This window comes from Vibrio sp. Vb1980, assembly GCF_033338615.1.
GTDB lineage: Bacteria > Pseudomonadota > Gammaproteobacteria > Enterobacterales > Vibrionaceae > Vibrio > Vibrio alginolyticus.
In genome coordinates, this window is the sequence record NZ_JAWOSZ010000006.1 from 119,827 (window position 1) to 135,343 (window position 15,517).

Consider the following 15,517-nt stretch of genomic DNA (forward strand, 5'->3'; position numbering starts at 1 on the left):
TAGTCAGTTCATGGGGTAGTATTATCCATCAAAATTTATTTATACCTATCAAGAAAAGCGAATATTAAGTATGGCAAACGATCCAAAAAACTTTCCGTCAAGGAAAATGCTGGTAACTTGTGCCCTTCCGTACGCTAACGGTTCGATCCACCTTGGTCATATGCTTGAGCATATCCAAGCGGACATTTGGGTTCGTTACCAACGCCTACGCGGCAACACTGTAAACTTCATCTGTGCTGACGATGCTCACGGCACGCCAATCATGCTTAAAGCGCAACAGATGGGTATTACTCCTGAAGAAATGATTGCCGCAGTTAGCGAAGAGCACCAAAAAGACTTCGCTGGATTTGATATCAGCTTTGATAACTACCACAGCACACACTCAGATGAGAACCGTGAGCTAGCGTCACACATTTATCTTGAGTTGAAGAAAAATGGCTTTATCTCTAGCCGCACTATCTCTCAGCTGTTCGATCCAGAAAAAGAGATGTTCTTACCGGACCGTTTCGTAAAAGGTACCTGTCCAAAATGTAAGTCTGAAGACCAGTACGGTGACAACTGTGACAACTGTGGTGAGACTTACAGCCCAACAGAACTGATCAATCCTAAATCTGCGGTTTCTGGTGCGACGCCAGTAATGAAAGATTCAGAGCACTTCTTCTTCGACCTGCCTCAGTTTGAAAGCATGCTAAAAGAGTGGACTCGCTCTGGCTCGCTACAAGCTGAAACAGCGAACAAAATGCAAGAATGGTTCGAGTCTGGTTTGCAGCAATGGGATATCTCACGTGATGCACCATACTTTGGCTTCGAGATCCCTGGTGAGAAGAACAAATTCTTCTACGTATGGCTAGACGCGCCTATCGGCTACATGGGCTCTTTCAAAAATCTATGTGACAAGCGCGACGACCTAGATTTCGACGAGTATTGGAAAAAAGACAGCTCAGCAGAGCTGTACCACTTCATCGGTAAAGACATCGTTTACTTCCACAGCCTATTTTGGCCAGCAATGCTAGAAGGTTCTGGCTTCCGCAAGCCTAACAACGTATTCGTACACGGTTACGTAACCGTAAACGGCGCGAAAATGTCGAAGTCTAAAGGTACGTTCGTAAAAGCAAGCACTTACCTAGAGCACCTAGACCCTGAGTGTCTACGTTACTACTACGCTGCGAAGCTAAACAGCCGTATCGACGATCTAGATCTTAACCTTGAAGACTTCACTCAGCGCGTAAACGCTGACGTTGTTAACAAGATCGTTAACCTGGCATCTCGTAACGCAGGTTTCATCGCGAAACGTTTTGAAGGCAAACTGTCTGACAACTTTGCAGAGCCTGAACTTTACAACGAATTTGTTGCTGCTGCTGACCGTATCGCTGAGCTTTACGAAACGCGTGAGTTTGGTCGTGCAATCCGTGAAATCACGGCATTGGCAGACAAAGCTAACCAATACGTTGATGAAAAAGCACCGTGGGTTGTAGCAAAAGAAGAAGGCAAAGATCAGGAACTACAAGACATCTGTTCTGTCGGTATCAACCTGTTCCGCGTACTGATGACTTACCTGAAACCAGTAATGCCATCGCTAGCTGCGCGTACTGAAGCGTTTCTAAACCAAGAGCTAACTTGGGAAAACATCGCTGCTCCACTAACAGGCCACGAGATCACTAAGTTCAAAGCACTGTTCAACCGTATCGATCCGAAGAATGTTGAAGCGATGATCGAAGCATCTAAAGAAGATGCGGCGGCAGAAATGGCGGCGAAAGAGAAAGCAGAAGCGGAAAAGAACAAGGCTAGCGAAACTGAGCTAGACAAAGAGCCAATCGCTGAAGAGATTGAGTTCGACGCTTTTGCAGCAGTAGATATGCGTATCGCTCGTATCATCTCTTGTGAAGAAGTGCCAAAAGCAAACAAACTGCTTAAGTTCCAACTGGACATCGGTGGTGAAACTCGTCAAGTGTTCTCTGGCATCAAGTCAGCGTACAAACCTGAAGAGCTAGAAGGCAAACTAACTGTAATGGTTGCAAACCTAAAACCTCGTAAGATGAAGTTTGGTATGTCTGAAGGTATGATCCTAGCGGCAGGCCCTGGTGGTAGTGACCTGTGGATCCTTGAGCCACATGAAGGCGCTCAACCTGGTATGCGCGTAATGTAAGTTGTAGCTTTACAATCAAATTTAAAAAGTCCTCGCCAGTTCAGCGGGGACTTTTTTTGACTGAATTCACACTTTTGGGGAATTTGTGCACCAAACTTGTACAGCACCTCTCCCATCACAATCCTAAATTACTGTTTTAATAGAATTTAATTAGTGGCATCAAAACTGCAATCTTCCTTGTTAGGTCCAAACACTAACAAGGAGTTGGTTATGTTTGTTTTGATTTCCACACTATTGTCCATCGCTATTTTAGCTGGAATATATCACTTATCTTCTAAACGAGAGCAGCAACATGCGCGCAAATATCAGCTGTTAACATTGTTGCGAGATGTTGTTCACCTTCTGAGACACCACCGAGCTGCTACTCACTACTCGCTTCAATTCCAACAAAACGATCAACAAAAATTGGACGCTCTTCATGATGCTCTGACTAACAAGCTGCATCTTTTAGTCGAAACATCACGGTTTGAAAACAAACCCATGTATCGCGTATTACAGATTAAAGTAGGGAAACTACTTGAACAATGGAATGACCATAGTGTTGCAAGAAACCAGATGGAGCATGGTAAGTTAATTCGTCATTGCTTGTTTTTGATGGATGAAGTAACCATCGCATGGCTAGCGGTTGAGCAAAGAGATGACTTGCATAATGAGTATCACATGAACTGGCAAAACATTATGGATAGCTTGGAGACCCTGACTCAGTTACGAATCAGCATTCAAGATTTAGGAGAGCAAGGCGGAAATGAGCGTTTCAAAAATTATGCATCGGTCATGATGCGTAAGCTAAACCAACTAGCGGTTATCGCTCCACTTAGCATTACCTCTCCTGCTTCCACGCGCTCAATACAGACGCTAAATGAATACGTGACAGGGAGTCATGTCGACTTAACAGAAGCAGAGCTTTATGGCGTCACATCGGACTTGTCATTGACCATCTTCAATACTTACGACCATGTCCTTTCAGATGTCGTAGAGTCATTATATCTACCGTTACCCAGACTCTCACTAGCAGGATAAACGTTCCATACCTTATTATTGGTGCTTGGTTCGTCGCCGACTTATAAATAAAAACAAAAAAACCGCAGGCCTAAGGCACTGCGGTTTTCGTTTATTCAACTTGTCAGCGCTTAGCTGTCGTCTTCCGTGAAGTTCGTTGGTAATTGCTTTTTCATTTCGTTCCAGATCAACGCACTTTCCATACCATAATGACGAATCACTACTGGTAGTTGCTCACGCTGGCCACTTTCACAAGTTTCGAGCAATTGATGGTAAAACTTCAGAGCTAGCTCACGAGAAGCTGGATTTGAGAAGTAGTAGCTACCGACACGATCGTAGAGCTTCTTCAAACCATTAAAGATCAAACCGTAAATTTGATTTCCTGAATGGAATGCTAGGCGCTGGAAAAGCATATAATCGTAAAAGTTGAACGTTTTAGCAATCAAGATTTCTTGACGCTTCGCTTCATCTTTCTCGTTATCTTCTTTCACATTCTGCAGAACTTTTTCAGCATACGGCGAAGAAGCGATGAATTCGTCCCAGGAAGCCGCATTCATTAAAGCTTCACAAGATTCGATTACGTTCTTAATTGTACGCTCAGAGCCCTCTTTGTTCGCTTTAAATGCATAGCGCATAAAGATAGGACTGATGTTGGTACGTGCCGCAAGCAGATCTTCTACAATGTTTGTCGCATTATCAACGTCTAGCGTCATTAAAGTATCCAAAATATGCAGGCCAGAGGTCTCCATAAATTGGTTAACTTTCGTAGGTTTGCCGTGCTGGATAGTCAGCCATCCATCACGGGCTAGTCGTTGAAGAACCTCTCTTAAAGTCGTTCGAGTAACACCAATCAGTTCGGACAGCTCGCGCTCAGCAGGTAAAATTGAGCCTGGAGGAAAACGGCCGTTCCAAATGCTCTCGATAATATATTTTTCTGCGAATCCCGCAGGGCTTTTCGCCTTTATGACCATTCTACTTTTTATCCAATATTGATTTCTGAGGGTCGATACTACTCATCATACCACTACTTAGCGGTTTGAGAAAATTTACGATCAATAGTGGAAATGACTCCATAACATAGAGTTAATACTCTATATGTTGTGTCAATTTAAGAGGCTCTAACATGCGAGCGAAAGCAGTAAAATATGAATTTTCATTTAATTAAACAGCTCACAAATCTCGGAGAAATAAAGACAACCGTGTCACATTTTTATATTCAAAATATGAAAAATTACTTTGTATATCACAGTTAATATTCTTTCTTAATTTGCCTTTTCTCGTCACTGACCGTCATTTAAAATCCAAGAGGATTTTTTTAAGACTTTCATGGTATAGTAACGCCGTTTTGATCGCGTTATTACATTTAAAAAGTCATTTTAGTCGGTAGCATCACGTTTTGTTATTGACTAATAAATGCCTGAGTGTAGAGTTTGCGGTCGAAAGTGAGCGGTGCTTGAGTTCAGGGGAAGTAACTTGGCAAGACTACAATAAACAAAGGATTGTTGTTTTACTAAGTTATTGTTTTTAAAGACTAGTTAATAAGTCTAACAAACAGATACTTAAGCACTATTGTAGTGTCTATTCATAATTTTGTTATAAAGAGAATTATCATGCCGATATCGCTCGGAAACGCTTTTATCAAGAACTTCCTTGGTAAAGCGCCTGATTGGTACAAAGTTGCCATTATAGCCTTCTTAATAATTAACCCGATTGTATTCTTCCTAATAAACCCATTTGTAGCTGGATGGTTGTTGGTCGCTGAATTTATTTTCACGCTAGCAATGGCATTAAAATGCTACCCATTACAACCTGGCGGTTTACTTGCTATTGAAGCCATTGCTATCGGCATGACTAGCCCTGCGCAAGTTAAGCACGAATTAGTAGCAAATATCGAAGTACTGCTACTTCTGGTATTTATGGTTGCGGGCATCTACTTCATGAAGCAGCTATTGCTGTTCATTTTTACCAAAATTTTACTTGGCATTCGCTCTAAAACCCTACTATCACTCGCGTTCTGCTTTGCTGCGGCATTTTTGTCTGCATTTTTGGATGCCTTGACGGTTATCGCCGTTGTTATCAGCGTGGCGATCGGCTTTTACTCTATATATCACAAAGTAGCGTCTGGTAACCCTATCGGTGACCATGACCATACACAAGATGACACGATCACTGAACTAACGCGTGATGACCTAGAAAACTATCGTGCGTTTTTGCGCTCTTTGTTGATGCATGCTGGTGTAGGTACTGCCTTAGGTGGCGTAACCACGATGGTTGGTGAACCTCAAAACTTAATTATTGCAGACCAAGCGGGTTGGTTATTTGGTGAATTCCTAATCCGTATGTCTCCAGTGACACTACCTGTATTTTTCTGTGGTCTCATCACTTGTGCTTTAGTTGAAAAGCTTAAAGTGTTTGGCTACGGCGCGAAGCTTCCTAATAACGTTCGTCAGATCCTCGTCGATTTTGACCGTGAAGAGCGTAAAACGCGAACAAATCAAGATGTCGCAAAACTCTGGGTTCAAGGTCTTATTGCGGTTTGGTTGATCGTTGCACTCGCTTTGCACTTAGCGGCTGTCGGCTTAATTGGCCTTTCTGTGATCATTTTAGCGACCGCATTTACTGGTGTCATTGAAGAGCACTCCATGGGGAAAGCGTTTGAAGAGGCCCTGCCCTTCACTGCACTGCTTGCTGTATTTTTCTCGATCGTTGCTGTAATCATTGATCAAGAGCTGTTTAAACCAGTCATCGATGCGGTGCTTGCCGTTGAAGATAAAGGTACTCAGCTAGCTCTGTTCTATGTGGCGAATGGCTTATTATCTATGGTGTCGGATAACGTGTTCGTTGGTACGGTTTACATCAATGAAGTAAAAACTGCACTCATTGAGGGCCTCATTACTCGTGATCAGTTCGACTTACTGGCGGTGGCAATCAATACTGGTACTAACCTGCCTTCTGTTGCAACGCCAAACGGTCAAGCGGCATTCCTATTCTTACTCACATCGGCTCTCGCTCCATTAATTCGTCTGTCTTACGGTCGAATGGTTATCATGGCGCTGCCTTACACCGTCGTTCTTGCGATTGTCGGTCTGATGGGAATCATGTTCTTCCTAGAGCCTGCAACCGCTTCTTTCTACGAAGCTGGTTGGATTTTACCTCATAGTGGTGATCTGACTCCCGTAGTATCCGGTGGTCACTAAAATTTGAGTTGATTAGGAAACTTATCCACGATAAAAAGCTCTGAGTATTCAGAGCTTTTTCTATTTCAGACAGGAACAAAAACGTGACTATTTTAAATTCACTTAACCAGTTTTCAAAGGGACGTTTATCGTGGCTACTGCTTCTGCTATTCGTCGTTTTCTTTGAAGCATGTGCCCTCTATTTTCAGCACGTCATGATGCTTGCACCATGTGTCATGTGTATTTATGAAAGAGTCGCGATGATGGGAGTGGGCGTCGCTGCAATGGTTGGTATATTGGCACCCAAGAACCCAATTTTCCGCTGGCTAGGTTTGATAGGCTGGGGATTAAGTGCTTACAAGGGTTTGTTACTTGCGATGCAGCACGTTGACTACCAGTTTAATCCATCACCATTCGCGACTTGCGATTTATTCGTCACATTCCCTAGCTGGGCTCCGCTCAATCAGTGGGTTCCTTGGATGTTTGAAGCATATGGTGATTGCTCTAAGGTTGTGTGGCAGTTCCTTGATTTATCAATGCCACAATGGTTAGTCGTAATTTTTGCAGGCAATTTAATCGCTTTGGCATTAATTGTAATTGCACAATTCTTCCCTGCAAAACGCGTTAATCCAATTCGTTAATCCTACTGACGCGTAAAAATTAACAAAAAGCCGACCATCTGGTCGGCTTTTTGTTAAGTGGATAGCGCGGCGATTCGCTTTAGCCGCGTGATTGACCACAGCACTGCTTGAATTTTTTTCCGCTCTCACAAGGACAGGGATCATTGCGCCCGATACCTTTGAATGGGTTTAGGCTTTGAGCTTTATTGCCTACCATCAACTCATCCGCGCCCAGCGCGACTTCACCGACCATTAAATCAAGCTGGTCGACTAAATCTGTCAGGGCCGGTGGCGTTTCAATACCTGCGTCGCGCATCTGTTGCTGCGTTGCTGGCTCATCGATAGCCAGCATCAAAGTGGTCAGTAATGCTTGCAGCATACGCTGTAATCCATCATTGAGCTCAACGTCCTGCCACTGTTCTTCAATCATTGGCCAAACAGACATAAAGCCTTCGGCAAAATCAGCAAGTTGTTCGGGATCTTTGCCTGTTAGCTCTAGCACGGAATATTCGTTTCGTTGAATTCGGTTATGCTGCTTGTGAATTTGCTCTTCCACAGCTGGTTGAATCGCTTTGAATCCCTCACCTAATAGCGGCTCTAACCACTTTTCAGGAGCGAGTGGTTTTGTCGTCAGATTCGCAGCTAACACTGCGCCTTCGATAAATAGGCAAGATTCATCGACGTGAACTTCACCTTTTTCAATCAATGTGTATTGCATGACATCTGGTTTCCCATAAATTTGGCGGCATTATACCTCAGAGCTCAAAAGCACGTAACCTAACGTTGTGTGTTTTACTGCATTGGGCGCTTCGACTCTTTTAATGACAAACTTAACTTACATCGCTACAATCGCCCTCCTTTTTACCACCAAACTGTATTAGGCAAGCTATGCGAGTTGTACTAGGCCCAATGGAAGGCGTTTTAGATCATTTGATGCGCCAAATCCTGACCGAGATAAACGACTATGACCTGTGTGTTACGGAGTTTGTTCGCGTAATCGACCAGCTATTACCCGATCATGTATTTCACCGTTTATGCCCGGAGCTGTTGCAAGGTTCTCAGACTGCATCTGGTGTGCCAGTACATGTGCAATTGTTGGGACAAGAACCAAACTGGATGGCTGAGAACGCAATTAAAGCGGCAAATCTTGGCGCCAGAGGTATTGATATAAACTTTGGTTGCCCAGCCAAAATGGTCAACAAAAGTAAAGGTGGAGCAGCGCTACTCCAACATCCAGAGCTCATTCACCGTGTGGTTAAAGCTTGTCGAGAAGCCGTTCCAGAAGCCATTCCCGTAACTGCAAAAATTCGTCTTGGCTGGGAGAACCCTGAAGATTGCTTTGAAATTGTCGATGCCATTCAGTCTGCTGGCGCAAATGAACTGACCGTACACGCACGTACTAAACAAGGTGGTTATAAAGCTTCTGAGATAAAATGGGATTACATCAACCAAATTCGCGAACGTTTTGATATCCCACTGATTGCGAATGGCGAAATTTGGAATTATGAAGACGGTCAACGTTGCATTGAAACGACTGGCGTTAACTCTTTGATGGTGTGCCGAGGCGCTTTCAATATCCCTAACTTAGGCAATATGGTAAAACATAACCACCAGCCAATGTCATGGCCCGAGGTGGTTGAGTTGCTCATCTATTACTCCAAGTTTGAGATGAAAGGCGATAAAGGCTTGTATTACCCAAACCGCGTAAAACAATGGTTCTCTTACTTACGTCAGGCTTATCCTGAAGCAAAAGACCTATTTAGAGAAATCAGAACGTTCAACAAAGCCGCACCAATTGTTGAGCATATTCAACGCTACCGCGATGACTTAAACTCTCAGGTTGCATAACTCCCGAACACAAAAAAGGACGAATATCTCGTCCTTTTTTGTACCTAAATCCTAGTAACAGATCTTATTTTTGCCGGTACTTTTGGCTTGATATAACTTTTCATCCGCCGCTTTAAACAATTCATCAAAGTTTTCTACTCGGCTCTCTTTACTAAACACCACACCGCCAGAGATCGTAAAGCCTTCTTTCGTTACGCGTATCGAGCGCTCATCTATGGCTTTTTTTACTCTGTCTAAAATGAGTTTAATGCCTTCTGAATCTTCGTCATAAATCGCTAAAACGAATTCTTCGCCACCAAACCTTGAGGCAACATCGGTATGGCGAATATTTTCACGTATACATTTTGCAACAAGCTGAATTGCAGAATCACCGACATCATGACCATAGGTGTCGTTGATCTTCTTGAAGTTATCAATATCGAACACTGCCAAAGCAACCTGTTTTTTTGTCATCTTATTACGCCACACGGTTTGCATACCTCGACGATTCAATAAGCTGGTCATTGGGTCTCTTGCTGCCAGTTCTTTAAAGTAACGTCGCTCGCTATGCATATTCACATAGAACAAGACGACGGTACTCAACACGTAAATAAATAGTGCGACAATAAGGCTGTATTTTTCAAAAACCGCTAGGTTCTTAGCTTCATCCCAAAGGTTGTACTCGTAGTACATGCTGTGATTCGCACTCAATCGCTCTAATTCGACTGGTTTGATTCGTGTACTGTTTGAAGGAATGGATTGTAAATTGGAAACCAAATGAAACTGACCTACAAGACCTAGCGACGAAGCCATAAGCGTATTGATGTCAAAATCAATAGATAAAACACCTTGATGTTCTCCTTTCTCATAGACGGGTACCGTCATACTAATGACTTGACCTTCCATCGAGTCCAACACAGGCCCTGGTCCAGCCAAGGTAATGTTCACTTTATCTTGCGCGGTTTTTTGCCAAAAAGGTCGGGCTTTTAGCGTTGACAAAAGCTCTCTCGTGAAATTTTTTGCGTAGGTATCGGGTGAGGAGATAACGTAACCGCGCTTGTCAATGTAATGGATTCCAACAATGTGCGATTCAATATCGTGCAGAAATGACAATGACGGCGCAAAACCCGCCTTTTGTTCAGCTAACTGGTTAATCGTTGAACCTTGCTGACATAAGCTTTCATCCCCTACGATCATATAATCAAGGTCAACCGCAGGTAACCCTTCACTATAAACACTTTCGAGTAATAACACATCTATAGGCCAAAGATAACAAAGCCCTTCTTTGACTAAAGAATTATGTTCTTCAAACAGTGGGTTAGCGTAATTGGTATAGTTGGTGAAGCTGTAATCTAAAGCCGTGAGTACTTTAATACCGCGAGACATTGCACGCTCGATACGCGAATACTCAGAATCGATATAGCGGTTAACCGCATCATAGTAATTTTTCGTTGTCACGAGTAAAACCACTACAAATAACGCCAGAGGAAAAAAGATGACAAATGAGAGGCTAAATCGCCTTTGGTTTACCATTGAGTACCATGCATATGAAAGGTCAATAGTCTCTTATGACTGCTATTAAATTGATACTCGTTATCTGGTGACGCATGCAATGCAGCACCAGATAACAAGAGACCAAACAAATGTGTGCGCGCTGTTTGAGACCGTTTATATATTAAAGGAGTTTAATCAATATAGAGTGTGGTGTCACTTTAGTCGCCATAATTTGCAGCTTTGTGCCGACATATTGACAGAGATATGACCTTTATAATCAACCTGTTCTGTGTCATCTAACAACGATATAACTTGGCTAACCTCCAAGCCCAGTTGCCACATAGGTAAATCGATTGAACATTCATTACCACTGAGATTAATCATAACAACGACTGCTTCACGACCCAGTACACGTGCGTACGCCAACTGGTTGTTAGTGCAATGCAGCCATTGAATACAGCCCGACTGTAAAGGCTTACATTGTTTACGTATCTTGATCCATTGTTGGTAAAGCGATAGCCATTGTGAACTTTCAATTTCATTCCAAGGAAAACAACGACGATTATCCGGGTCCAGCCCTCCCTCTAGTCCGACTTCACTCCCATAGTAAATACAAGGTGTACCGACGTATGTCATAAGCATTGCTAGCGCGATGTTCATTTTACGCTTATCACCATCAACCAGTGTGATAAAACGAGCAGTATCATGACTATCGAGTTGATTTAGCTGCGATAGCTGATTCGAAAATGGGATTTTTACTCTGGCTTCGTCCAACCATGCTTTAAACTCCAAACCATCAATGTTGATTGGATCGTACATAATGTCTTGTCGTGCGATAAAAGCTCGAACTGGATGAGCAAAACCGTAGTAGTTCATCGCCCCATCCTCTTGATCACCTTGCAACCACTGCGTTGCTTCAAAAAAGTGCTCACCTAACACATAAGCATTCGGGTTTACTGACTTAGTCGCATTACGAAACGCTGCCACATAATGAGCATTGTTTTTCGCGCCGTCTCCTTCGCCAAGCATATGGATTACATCAAACCGCCAGCCATCAACCAAGTACGGTGGCTTCAGCCAATACTTGATGACAGACTCTTCACTTTGGTAGATGTAGTCGCGCACCTGTTCATTTTCAAAGTTCAGAACCGGTAAGTTACCAATGCCTTTCCAACCAATGTAGTGATTGGTTTCGCCTTCGAAAAAGTAGTAATCACGGAACTTTGACTGCGGATTGCCATACGCTCCTTCTCCTTTTTGTTCTATATCAAACCAAGGATGATGCACTGATGTGTGGTTAAACACCGCGTCTAAGACAATCTTCATATTCTTACCACGGATTTTCTCACACAGTTCAGCAAACTGATCATTGGTGCCGAACATAGGGTCAACAGTGAAGTAATCGGTGGTGTCGTATTTATGATTACTTGGTGAAGAAAAGATCGGATTAAAATAAAGCGCAGTAACGCCGAGCTGTTCAAGATAGTCCAACTTTTGTTCTACACCTTTGAGGTCGCCGCCAAAGAATTCACGTGCCCCGGTATTTTGGTGAGAACCTACCGCGTCTCCCCACGCCTTGACGAACGAGGCAGAATCATACTGAGCATAAGCGTGGCGAATATCAGACTCACTTTTACTAGCAGAAAAACGGTCAGGAAAGATTTGATAGAAAACTTGCTCTTGGACCCAGCTTGGTGGTTGATGCTCTACATTCAACTTAAAGTGGAACTCTTTGGGTGGAATACGCTTTTGTACGCCTCGTGCATCGAGCCAGTATTGTTGTCCGTCTTTGAGGAGCTTAAACACATAATGTGTGACATCTCGATCTTGATTTGGTCGAAACAATGCCTCCCATAGTAATAATTCACCAGCCGTTCCTACTTGAGCCATGTCGACCAGATATTCTTCATTGTCCGGCTCAATACGCACATAGACGGAATCAAAATCCAATGTCTCGGTTTTCAGTCTGACTGTAACTTGCTCGTCATTAAAAGCTAAACCATCAATAGTTTGACTATGAAAAATAAATGGCAGGTTCATTATGGGCACTCCTCGTCATCGGATATGCCACTATGTTATTGAAGAATTAGAGACAAGAAATCCTCCTTGCGAGTTGACATATCAGCCAATTTTCTCAAGGAGGATCACACTTAGTAGGCGTAGTGACTTGTCGGATACCGCTTAGTTCAACAAGAGACTGTCATCTGCCAGCTCTTCACCACGCACTTTGGAGAACATATCCAACAAGTCTGGTACCTGCATGTTAGCGCGCTGCTCTCCAGCCACATCAAGCACAATTTCACCTTGGTGAAGCATTACGGTCCTATCGCCACATGCTAATGCGTCTTTCATCGAATGCGTCACCATCATCACGGTTAAATCGAACTCATCGACAATACGTTTAGTTAAGTCGATAACAAACGCCGCCATACGAGGATCAAGCGCAGCCGTGTGTTCATCAAGCAACAACAACTTACTCTCCGATAACGTCGCCATCACAAGGCTAACGGCTTGTCGTTGTCCACCAGACAGCAACCCAATGCTATCGCCCAAGCGGTCTTCTAAACCAAGACCGAGGATGCTAATTCGCTCTTGGAACAGCTTGCGACGTTTGGTAGAGAGCGCCAACCCCCAGCTGCGTTTTTTACCACGCATGTGCGCTAGAGCCATGTTCTCTTCTATCGTCAGTTCACCACAAGTCCCGGCCAATGGATCTTGAAACACTCGGGCGCATTGCGTCGCACGTTGGGCAACCGTCTGCTTGGTGACGTCTTTGCCATCAATGATCACCTGACCACCTATCATCGGCGTCTCACCTGTCACCGCACCAAGCAACGTCGATTTTCCTGCGCCATTAGAACCAATCACGGTAAGAAATTGATGCTCTGGAACCTCTAAAGAGACGCCTTTCAATGCACGATTTTCCAAAATCGTCCCAGGGTTGAACGTGACCTGAATATTATTTAGTTCGATCATAATGCCTCCCCAGAACCATTTTTTGATGCCGCTTGTTTAGCATCAGTAACGCGTTGTTTCGCTCTCATGCTCTGTTTTAGCTTTGGAGCAATAAGCGCCACAGCCACCAATACTGCGGTAACAAGGTTGAGGTCTGAAGCTTGTAAACCAAACATGCCAGAGCTCAAAGCGAAAGCCACTGCAAGGCGATAAAGTACCGAACCGATGATGACCGCAAATACCGCAACCCAAATCTTGCGCCCGGGAATAAGGGTCTGCCCCAAAATCACAGCTGCCAAACCAACGACAATGGTGCCCACGCCAGAGGTCACATCCGCAAAGCTGTTCGTTTGTGCAAACAACGCGCCTGCGAATCCCACAAACCCGTTGGATAAAGCCAAGCCAAAGTAGGTATAAAAGCCAGTGCTCGCCCCTTGCGCAGAAACCATACGCGCATTCACACCCGTGGCTCGTAAACCAAGACCAAAGTCGCTGTTCAGCAGGCGAATGACAAAGAAAGCGGAAAGAAGAACTAAGACCCCAACAACCAGAGGGCGAATAAACATCGCATCGCCCAATGCTTCAAACGGAGTGAGAATAGTATCCTCTCCAAGCAACGCCATATTAGGTTTGCCCATAATACGAATATTAATTGAAAATGCAGCGATCATGGTAAGAATGGAAGCTAACAGGTGTAAAATACCACACCGAACAGCCAGAAAAGCGGTTACCCACCCCGTCATACTACCAGCTATCATCGCCATTATTGTCGCAAGCCAAGGATTAATACCTGCGACAATCGCCGTTGCAGCCACCGCAGCTCCCATTGGAAAGCTGCCATCCACACTCAAATCGGGGAAATCGAGAACACGGAACGTAAGATACACACCCAGAGCGACTAGGCCATAAATCAAGCCAATTTCGAGTGCGCCAAAAAAAGCAAATGCAGACATAACTGCTCCTTTCTGCATGCTCAGGCTGGCTAATACCAACCTGAACGTAAGACTTCTAACGTATACTCCCCTTCTTCTCTAGCAGAATGCTCTACACGAGAAATCCGGCGAGTATCAATTTTGGGGCAAGCGTCTACCAACCAACGTGACGGTCTTTACCCCAAAAAGCGTTACTTATTGCATGCTTGTCGCACGTTCAACCACAGAACTTGGCAGCTTGATACCGAGCTTAGATGCTGCGCTTTCATTAATTACAAGGTCAGAGCCCGTCGCGACTTTTACATCCAGCTTGCCTGGTTCTTGACCATCAAGAATCGCCGCCACGTAATCCGCGGTTTGTACACCAACCTGGTAGTAGTCAAAACCTAAGCCTGCAATAGCACCCTTTTCGACATACGACGTCGCGCCACCAAATACAGGTTTCTTCGCTTGATTCGCTGCCACAATCATCCCTTCAATCGCACTTGCAACTGTATTGTCTGTTGGGGCGTAAAGAATGTCTGATTTCGCTGCAATCGCTTGAGTCGCAGACTGAACATCAGCACTTTTTAGTGCGGTCGCTTCAACCACTTGTATGCCTTTTGCTTTTGCGCTTTCTTTTAGTAATTCAACTAAAGTCACGGCATTAGCTTCACCGGGATTAAATACAACCCCGATGCTTTTCACCTGAGGAAGAATTTCTTGGATGAGATCGACATGCTGAGCAACGGGTGAAAGATCAGACAGGCCAGTTACGTTTTTGCCTGGTTGTTCCATCGACTTAACCAATTTCGCACCAACCGGATCTGTTACCGCAGTAAAGACAACAGGAATAGAGCGAGTAGCCGACACCAAAGCTTGTGCCGAAGGTGTCGCGATGCCAACTAACACATCAGGATTTTCGCCGACGTACTGACGGGCAATTTGCACCGCAATCGCTGGATTACCCTGTGCGGTCTTATAATCAAATTCTAGATTTTTGCCTTCTTCGTAGCCTTTCGCTTTCAAACCATCAAGTAACCCTTGGCGCGTCGCGTCTAACGCCGGGTGTTCGACAATCTGTGAAACTGCGACAGTTGCAGTGGCGGCCAGTACATTGGTAGAAGAGAAAATAGCAGTAGCTGATAGAACGGCAGTGGCTAATAAACGTTTCGTTTTCATCATAACTCCTTGATGTGACTTCGTCCTTGTTTCACGAGCTTTCAATATGTGTATCGACTCGTGAATTCAAATGTTTGAAGGCGGTATTGTTGTGTTCATATAACTGTGTACTTCTTGCGCATCTTGTTTTTATTATTACTACTAAGTCTTAGTAAAGAAAAGAAAGATTTAACACTAAAGCAACATTTGTGATCGGGGGGACTTCTT

12 protein-coding genes are annotated in these 15,517 nt (G+C 44.1%); 5 read left to right on the top strand and 7 right to left on the bottom strand.

Going from position 1 to position 15,517, the window contains the following annotated elements; all coding sequences use genetic code 11:
* Positions 1-70 precede the first annotated feature (70 nt).
* Both metG and R7F64_RS11935 read left to right on the top strand, forming a co-directional pair.
* Positions 71-2,146 carry a methionine--tRNA ligase gene (gene metG, locus R7F64_RS11930; protein ID WP_033905755.1) on the top strand — a complete coding sequence of 692 codons (2,076 nt, stop codon included), beginning with the start codon at positions 71-73 and terminating at the stop codon, positions 2,144-2,146.
* 210 nt (positions 2,147-2,356) lie between these two features.
* Positions 2,357-3,166, top strand: a complete 810-nt coding sequence (locus tag R7F64_RS11935) for a hypothetical protein (protein WP_017821380.1) — start codon at positions 2,357-2,359, stop codon at positions 3,164-3,166.
* A gap of 110 nt (positions 3,167-3,276) precedes the next feature.
* Here R7F64_RS11935 and fadR read toward each other — a convergent pair whose 3' ends face one another.
* Positions 3,277-4,116 carry a fatty acid metabolism transcriptional regulator FadR gene (gene fadR / locus R7F64_RS11940; protein ID WP_054576221.1) on the bottom strand — a complete coding sequence of 280 codons (840 nt, stop codon included), beginning with the start codon at positions 4,114-4,116 and terminating at the stop codon, positions 3,277-3,279.
* Positions 4,117-4,755: 639 nt separating this feature from the next.
* Here fadR and nhaB point away from each other — a divergent pair.
* Both nhaB and dsbB read left to right on the top strand, forming a co-directional pair.
* Positions 4,756-6,342, top strand: coding sequence for a Na(+)/H(+) antiporter NhaB (nhaB, locus tag R7F64_RS11945; RefSeq protein WP_005380822.1), 1,587 nt, complete (start codon positions 4,756-4,758; stop codon positions 6,340-6,342).
* A gap of 83 nt (positions 6,343-6,425) precedes the next feature.
* Positions 6,426-6,962 (top strand): disulfide bond formation protein DsbB, encoded by a 537-nt coding sequence (gene dsbB, locus R7F64_RS11950; RefSeq protein ID WP_017821379.1) that lies wholly within the window; start codon positions 6,426-6,428, stop codon positions 6,960-6,962.
* Positions 6,963-7,041: 79 nt separating this feature from the next.
* Here the strand turns inward: dsbB and R7F64_RS11955 are convergent, their stop codons facing one another.
* Positions 7,042-7,659, bottom strand: a complete 618-nt coding sequence (locus R7F64_RS11955; protein ID WP_017633855.1) for a YecA family protein — start codon at positions 7,657-7,659, stop codon at positions 7,042-7,044.
* A 170-nt stretch (positions 7,660-7,829) separates the two neighbouring features.
* Here R7F64_RS11955 and dusC point away from each other — a divergent pair, with 170 nt between their 5' ends.
* The gene (gene dusC, locus R7F64_RS11960; protein ID WP_017633856.1) at positions 7,830-8,789 is read left to right on the top strand and encodes a tRNA dihydrouridine(16) synthase DusC; all 960 of its coding nucleotides are present in this window, start codon (positions 7,830-7,832) and stop codon (positions 8,787-8,789) included.
* 51 nt (positions 8,790-8,840) lie between these two features.
* Here dusC and R7F64_RS11965 read toward each other — a convergent pair whose 3' ends face one another.
* The 5 genes from R7F64_RS11965 to R7F64_RS11985 all read right to left on the bottom strand — a co-directional run bounded on the left by R7F64_RS11965 (position 8,841) and on the right by R7F64_RS11985 (position 15,310).
* A complete protein-coding gene (locus R7F64_RS11965; protein ID WP_005387278.1) occupies positions 8,841-10,301 on the bottom strand; it encodes a sensor domain-containing diguanylate cyclase in 1,461 nt (486 codons plus the stop codon).
* 174 nt (positions 10,302-10,475) lie between these two features.
* Complete coding sequence (malZ, locus tag R7F64_RS11970) at positions 10,476-12,302, bottom strand: maltodextrin glucosidase (protein WP_318071718.1); 1,827 nt, start codon at positions 12,300-12,302, stop codon at positions 10,476-10,478.
* 141 nt (positions 12,303-12,443) lie between these two features.
* Entirely contained in the window at positions 12,444-13,238 is a 795-nt protein-coding gene (locus R7F64_RS11975) for an ABC transporter ATP-binding protein (RefSeq protein ID WP_005387275.1), read from the bottom strand.
* Positions 13,235-14,170 (bottom strand): ABC transporter permease, encoded by a 936-nt coding sequence (locus tag R7F64_RS11980; protein ID WP_012841584.1) that lies wholly within the window; start codon positions 14,168-14,170, stop codon positions 13,235-13,237. Before R7F64_RS11980 ends, R7F64_RS11975 begins: the two co-directional genes overlap by 4 nt.
* 174 nt (positions 14,171-14,344) lie before the next feature.
* Positions 14,345-15,310, bottom strand: coding sequence for an ABC transporter substrate-binding protein (locus R7F64_RS11985; RefSeq protein WP_017633858.1), 966 nt, complete (start codon positions 15,308-15,310; stop codon positions 14,345-14,347).
* Between the last annotated feature and the right edge of the window lie 207 nt (positions 15,311-15,517).

Excerpts from the sequence above, each read along its gene's own strand:
- metG (WP_033905755.1), top strand. The coding sequence starts at position 71 with ATGGCAAACGATCCAAAAAACTTTCCGTCAAGGAAAATGCTGGTAACT.
- R7F64_RS11935 (WP_017821380.1), top strand. The coding sequence starts at position 2,357 with ATGTTTGTTTTGATTTCCACACTATTGTCCATCGCTATTTTAGCTGGA.
- fadR (WP_054576221.1), bottom strand. The coding sequence starts at position 4,116 with ATGGTCATAAAGGCGAAAAGCCCTGCGGGATTCGCAGAAAAATATATT.
- nhaB (WP_005380822.1), top strand. The coding sequence starts at position 4,756 with ATGCCGATATCGCTCGGAAACGCTTTTATCAAGAACTTCCTTGGTAAA.
- R7F64_RS11955 (WP_017633855.1), bottom strand. The coding sequence starts at position 7,659 with ATGCAATACACATTGATTGAAAAAGGTGAAGTTCACGTCGATGAATCT.
- dusC (WP_017633856.1), top strand. The coding sequence starts at position 7,830 with ATGCGAGTTGTACTAGGCCCAATGGAAGGCGTTTTAGATCATTTGATG.
- R7F64_RS11965 (WP_005387278.1), bottom strand. The coding sequence starts at position 10,301 with ATGGTAAACCAAAGGCGATTTAGCCTCTCATTTGTCATCTTTTTTCCT.
- malZ (WP_318071718.1), bottom strand. The coding sequence starts at position 12,302 with ATGAACCTGCCATTTATTTTTCATAGTCAAACTATTGATGGTTTAGCT.
- R7F64_RS11975 (WP_005387275.1), bottom strand. The coding sequence starts at position 13,238 with ATGATCGAACTAAATAATATTCAGGTCACGTTCAACCCTGGGACGATT.
- R7F64_RS11980 (WP_012841584.1), bottom strand. The coding sequence starts at position 14,170 with ATGTCTGCATTTGCTTTTTTTGGCGCACTCGAAATTGGCTTGATTTAT.
- R7F64_RS11985 (WP_017633858.1), bottom strand. The coding sequence starts at position 15,310 with ATGAAAACGAAACGTTTATTAGCCACTGCCGTTCTATCAGCTACTGCT.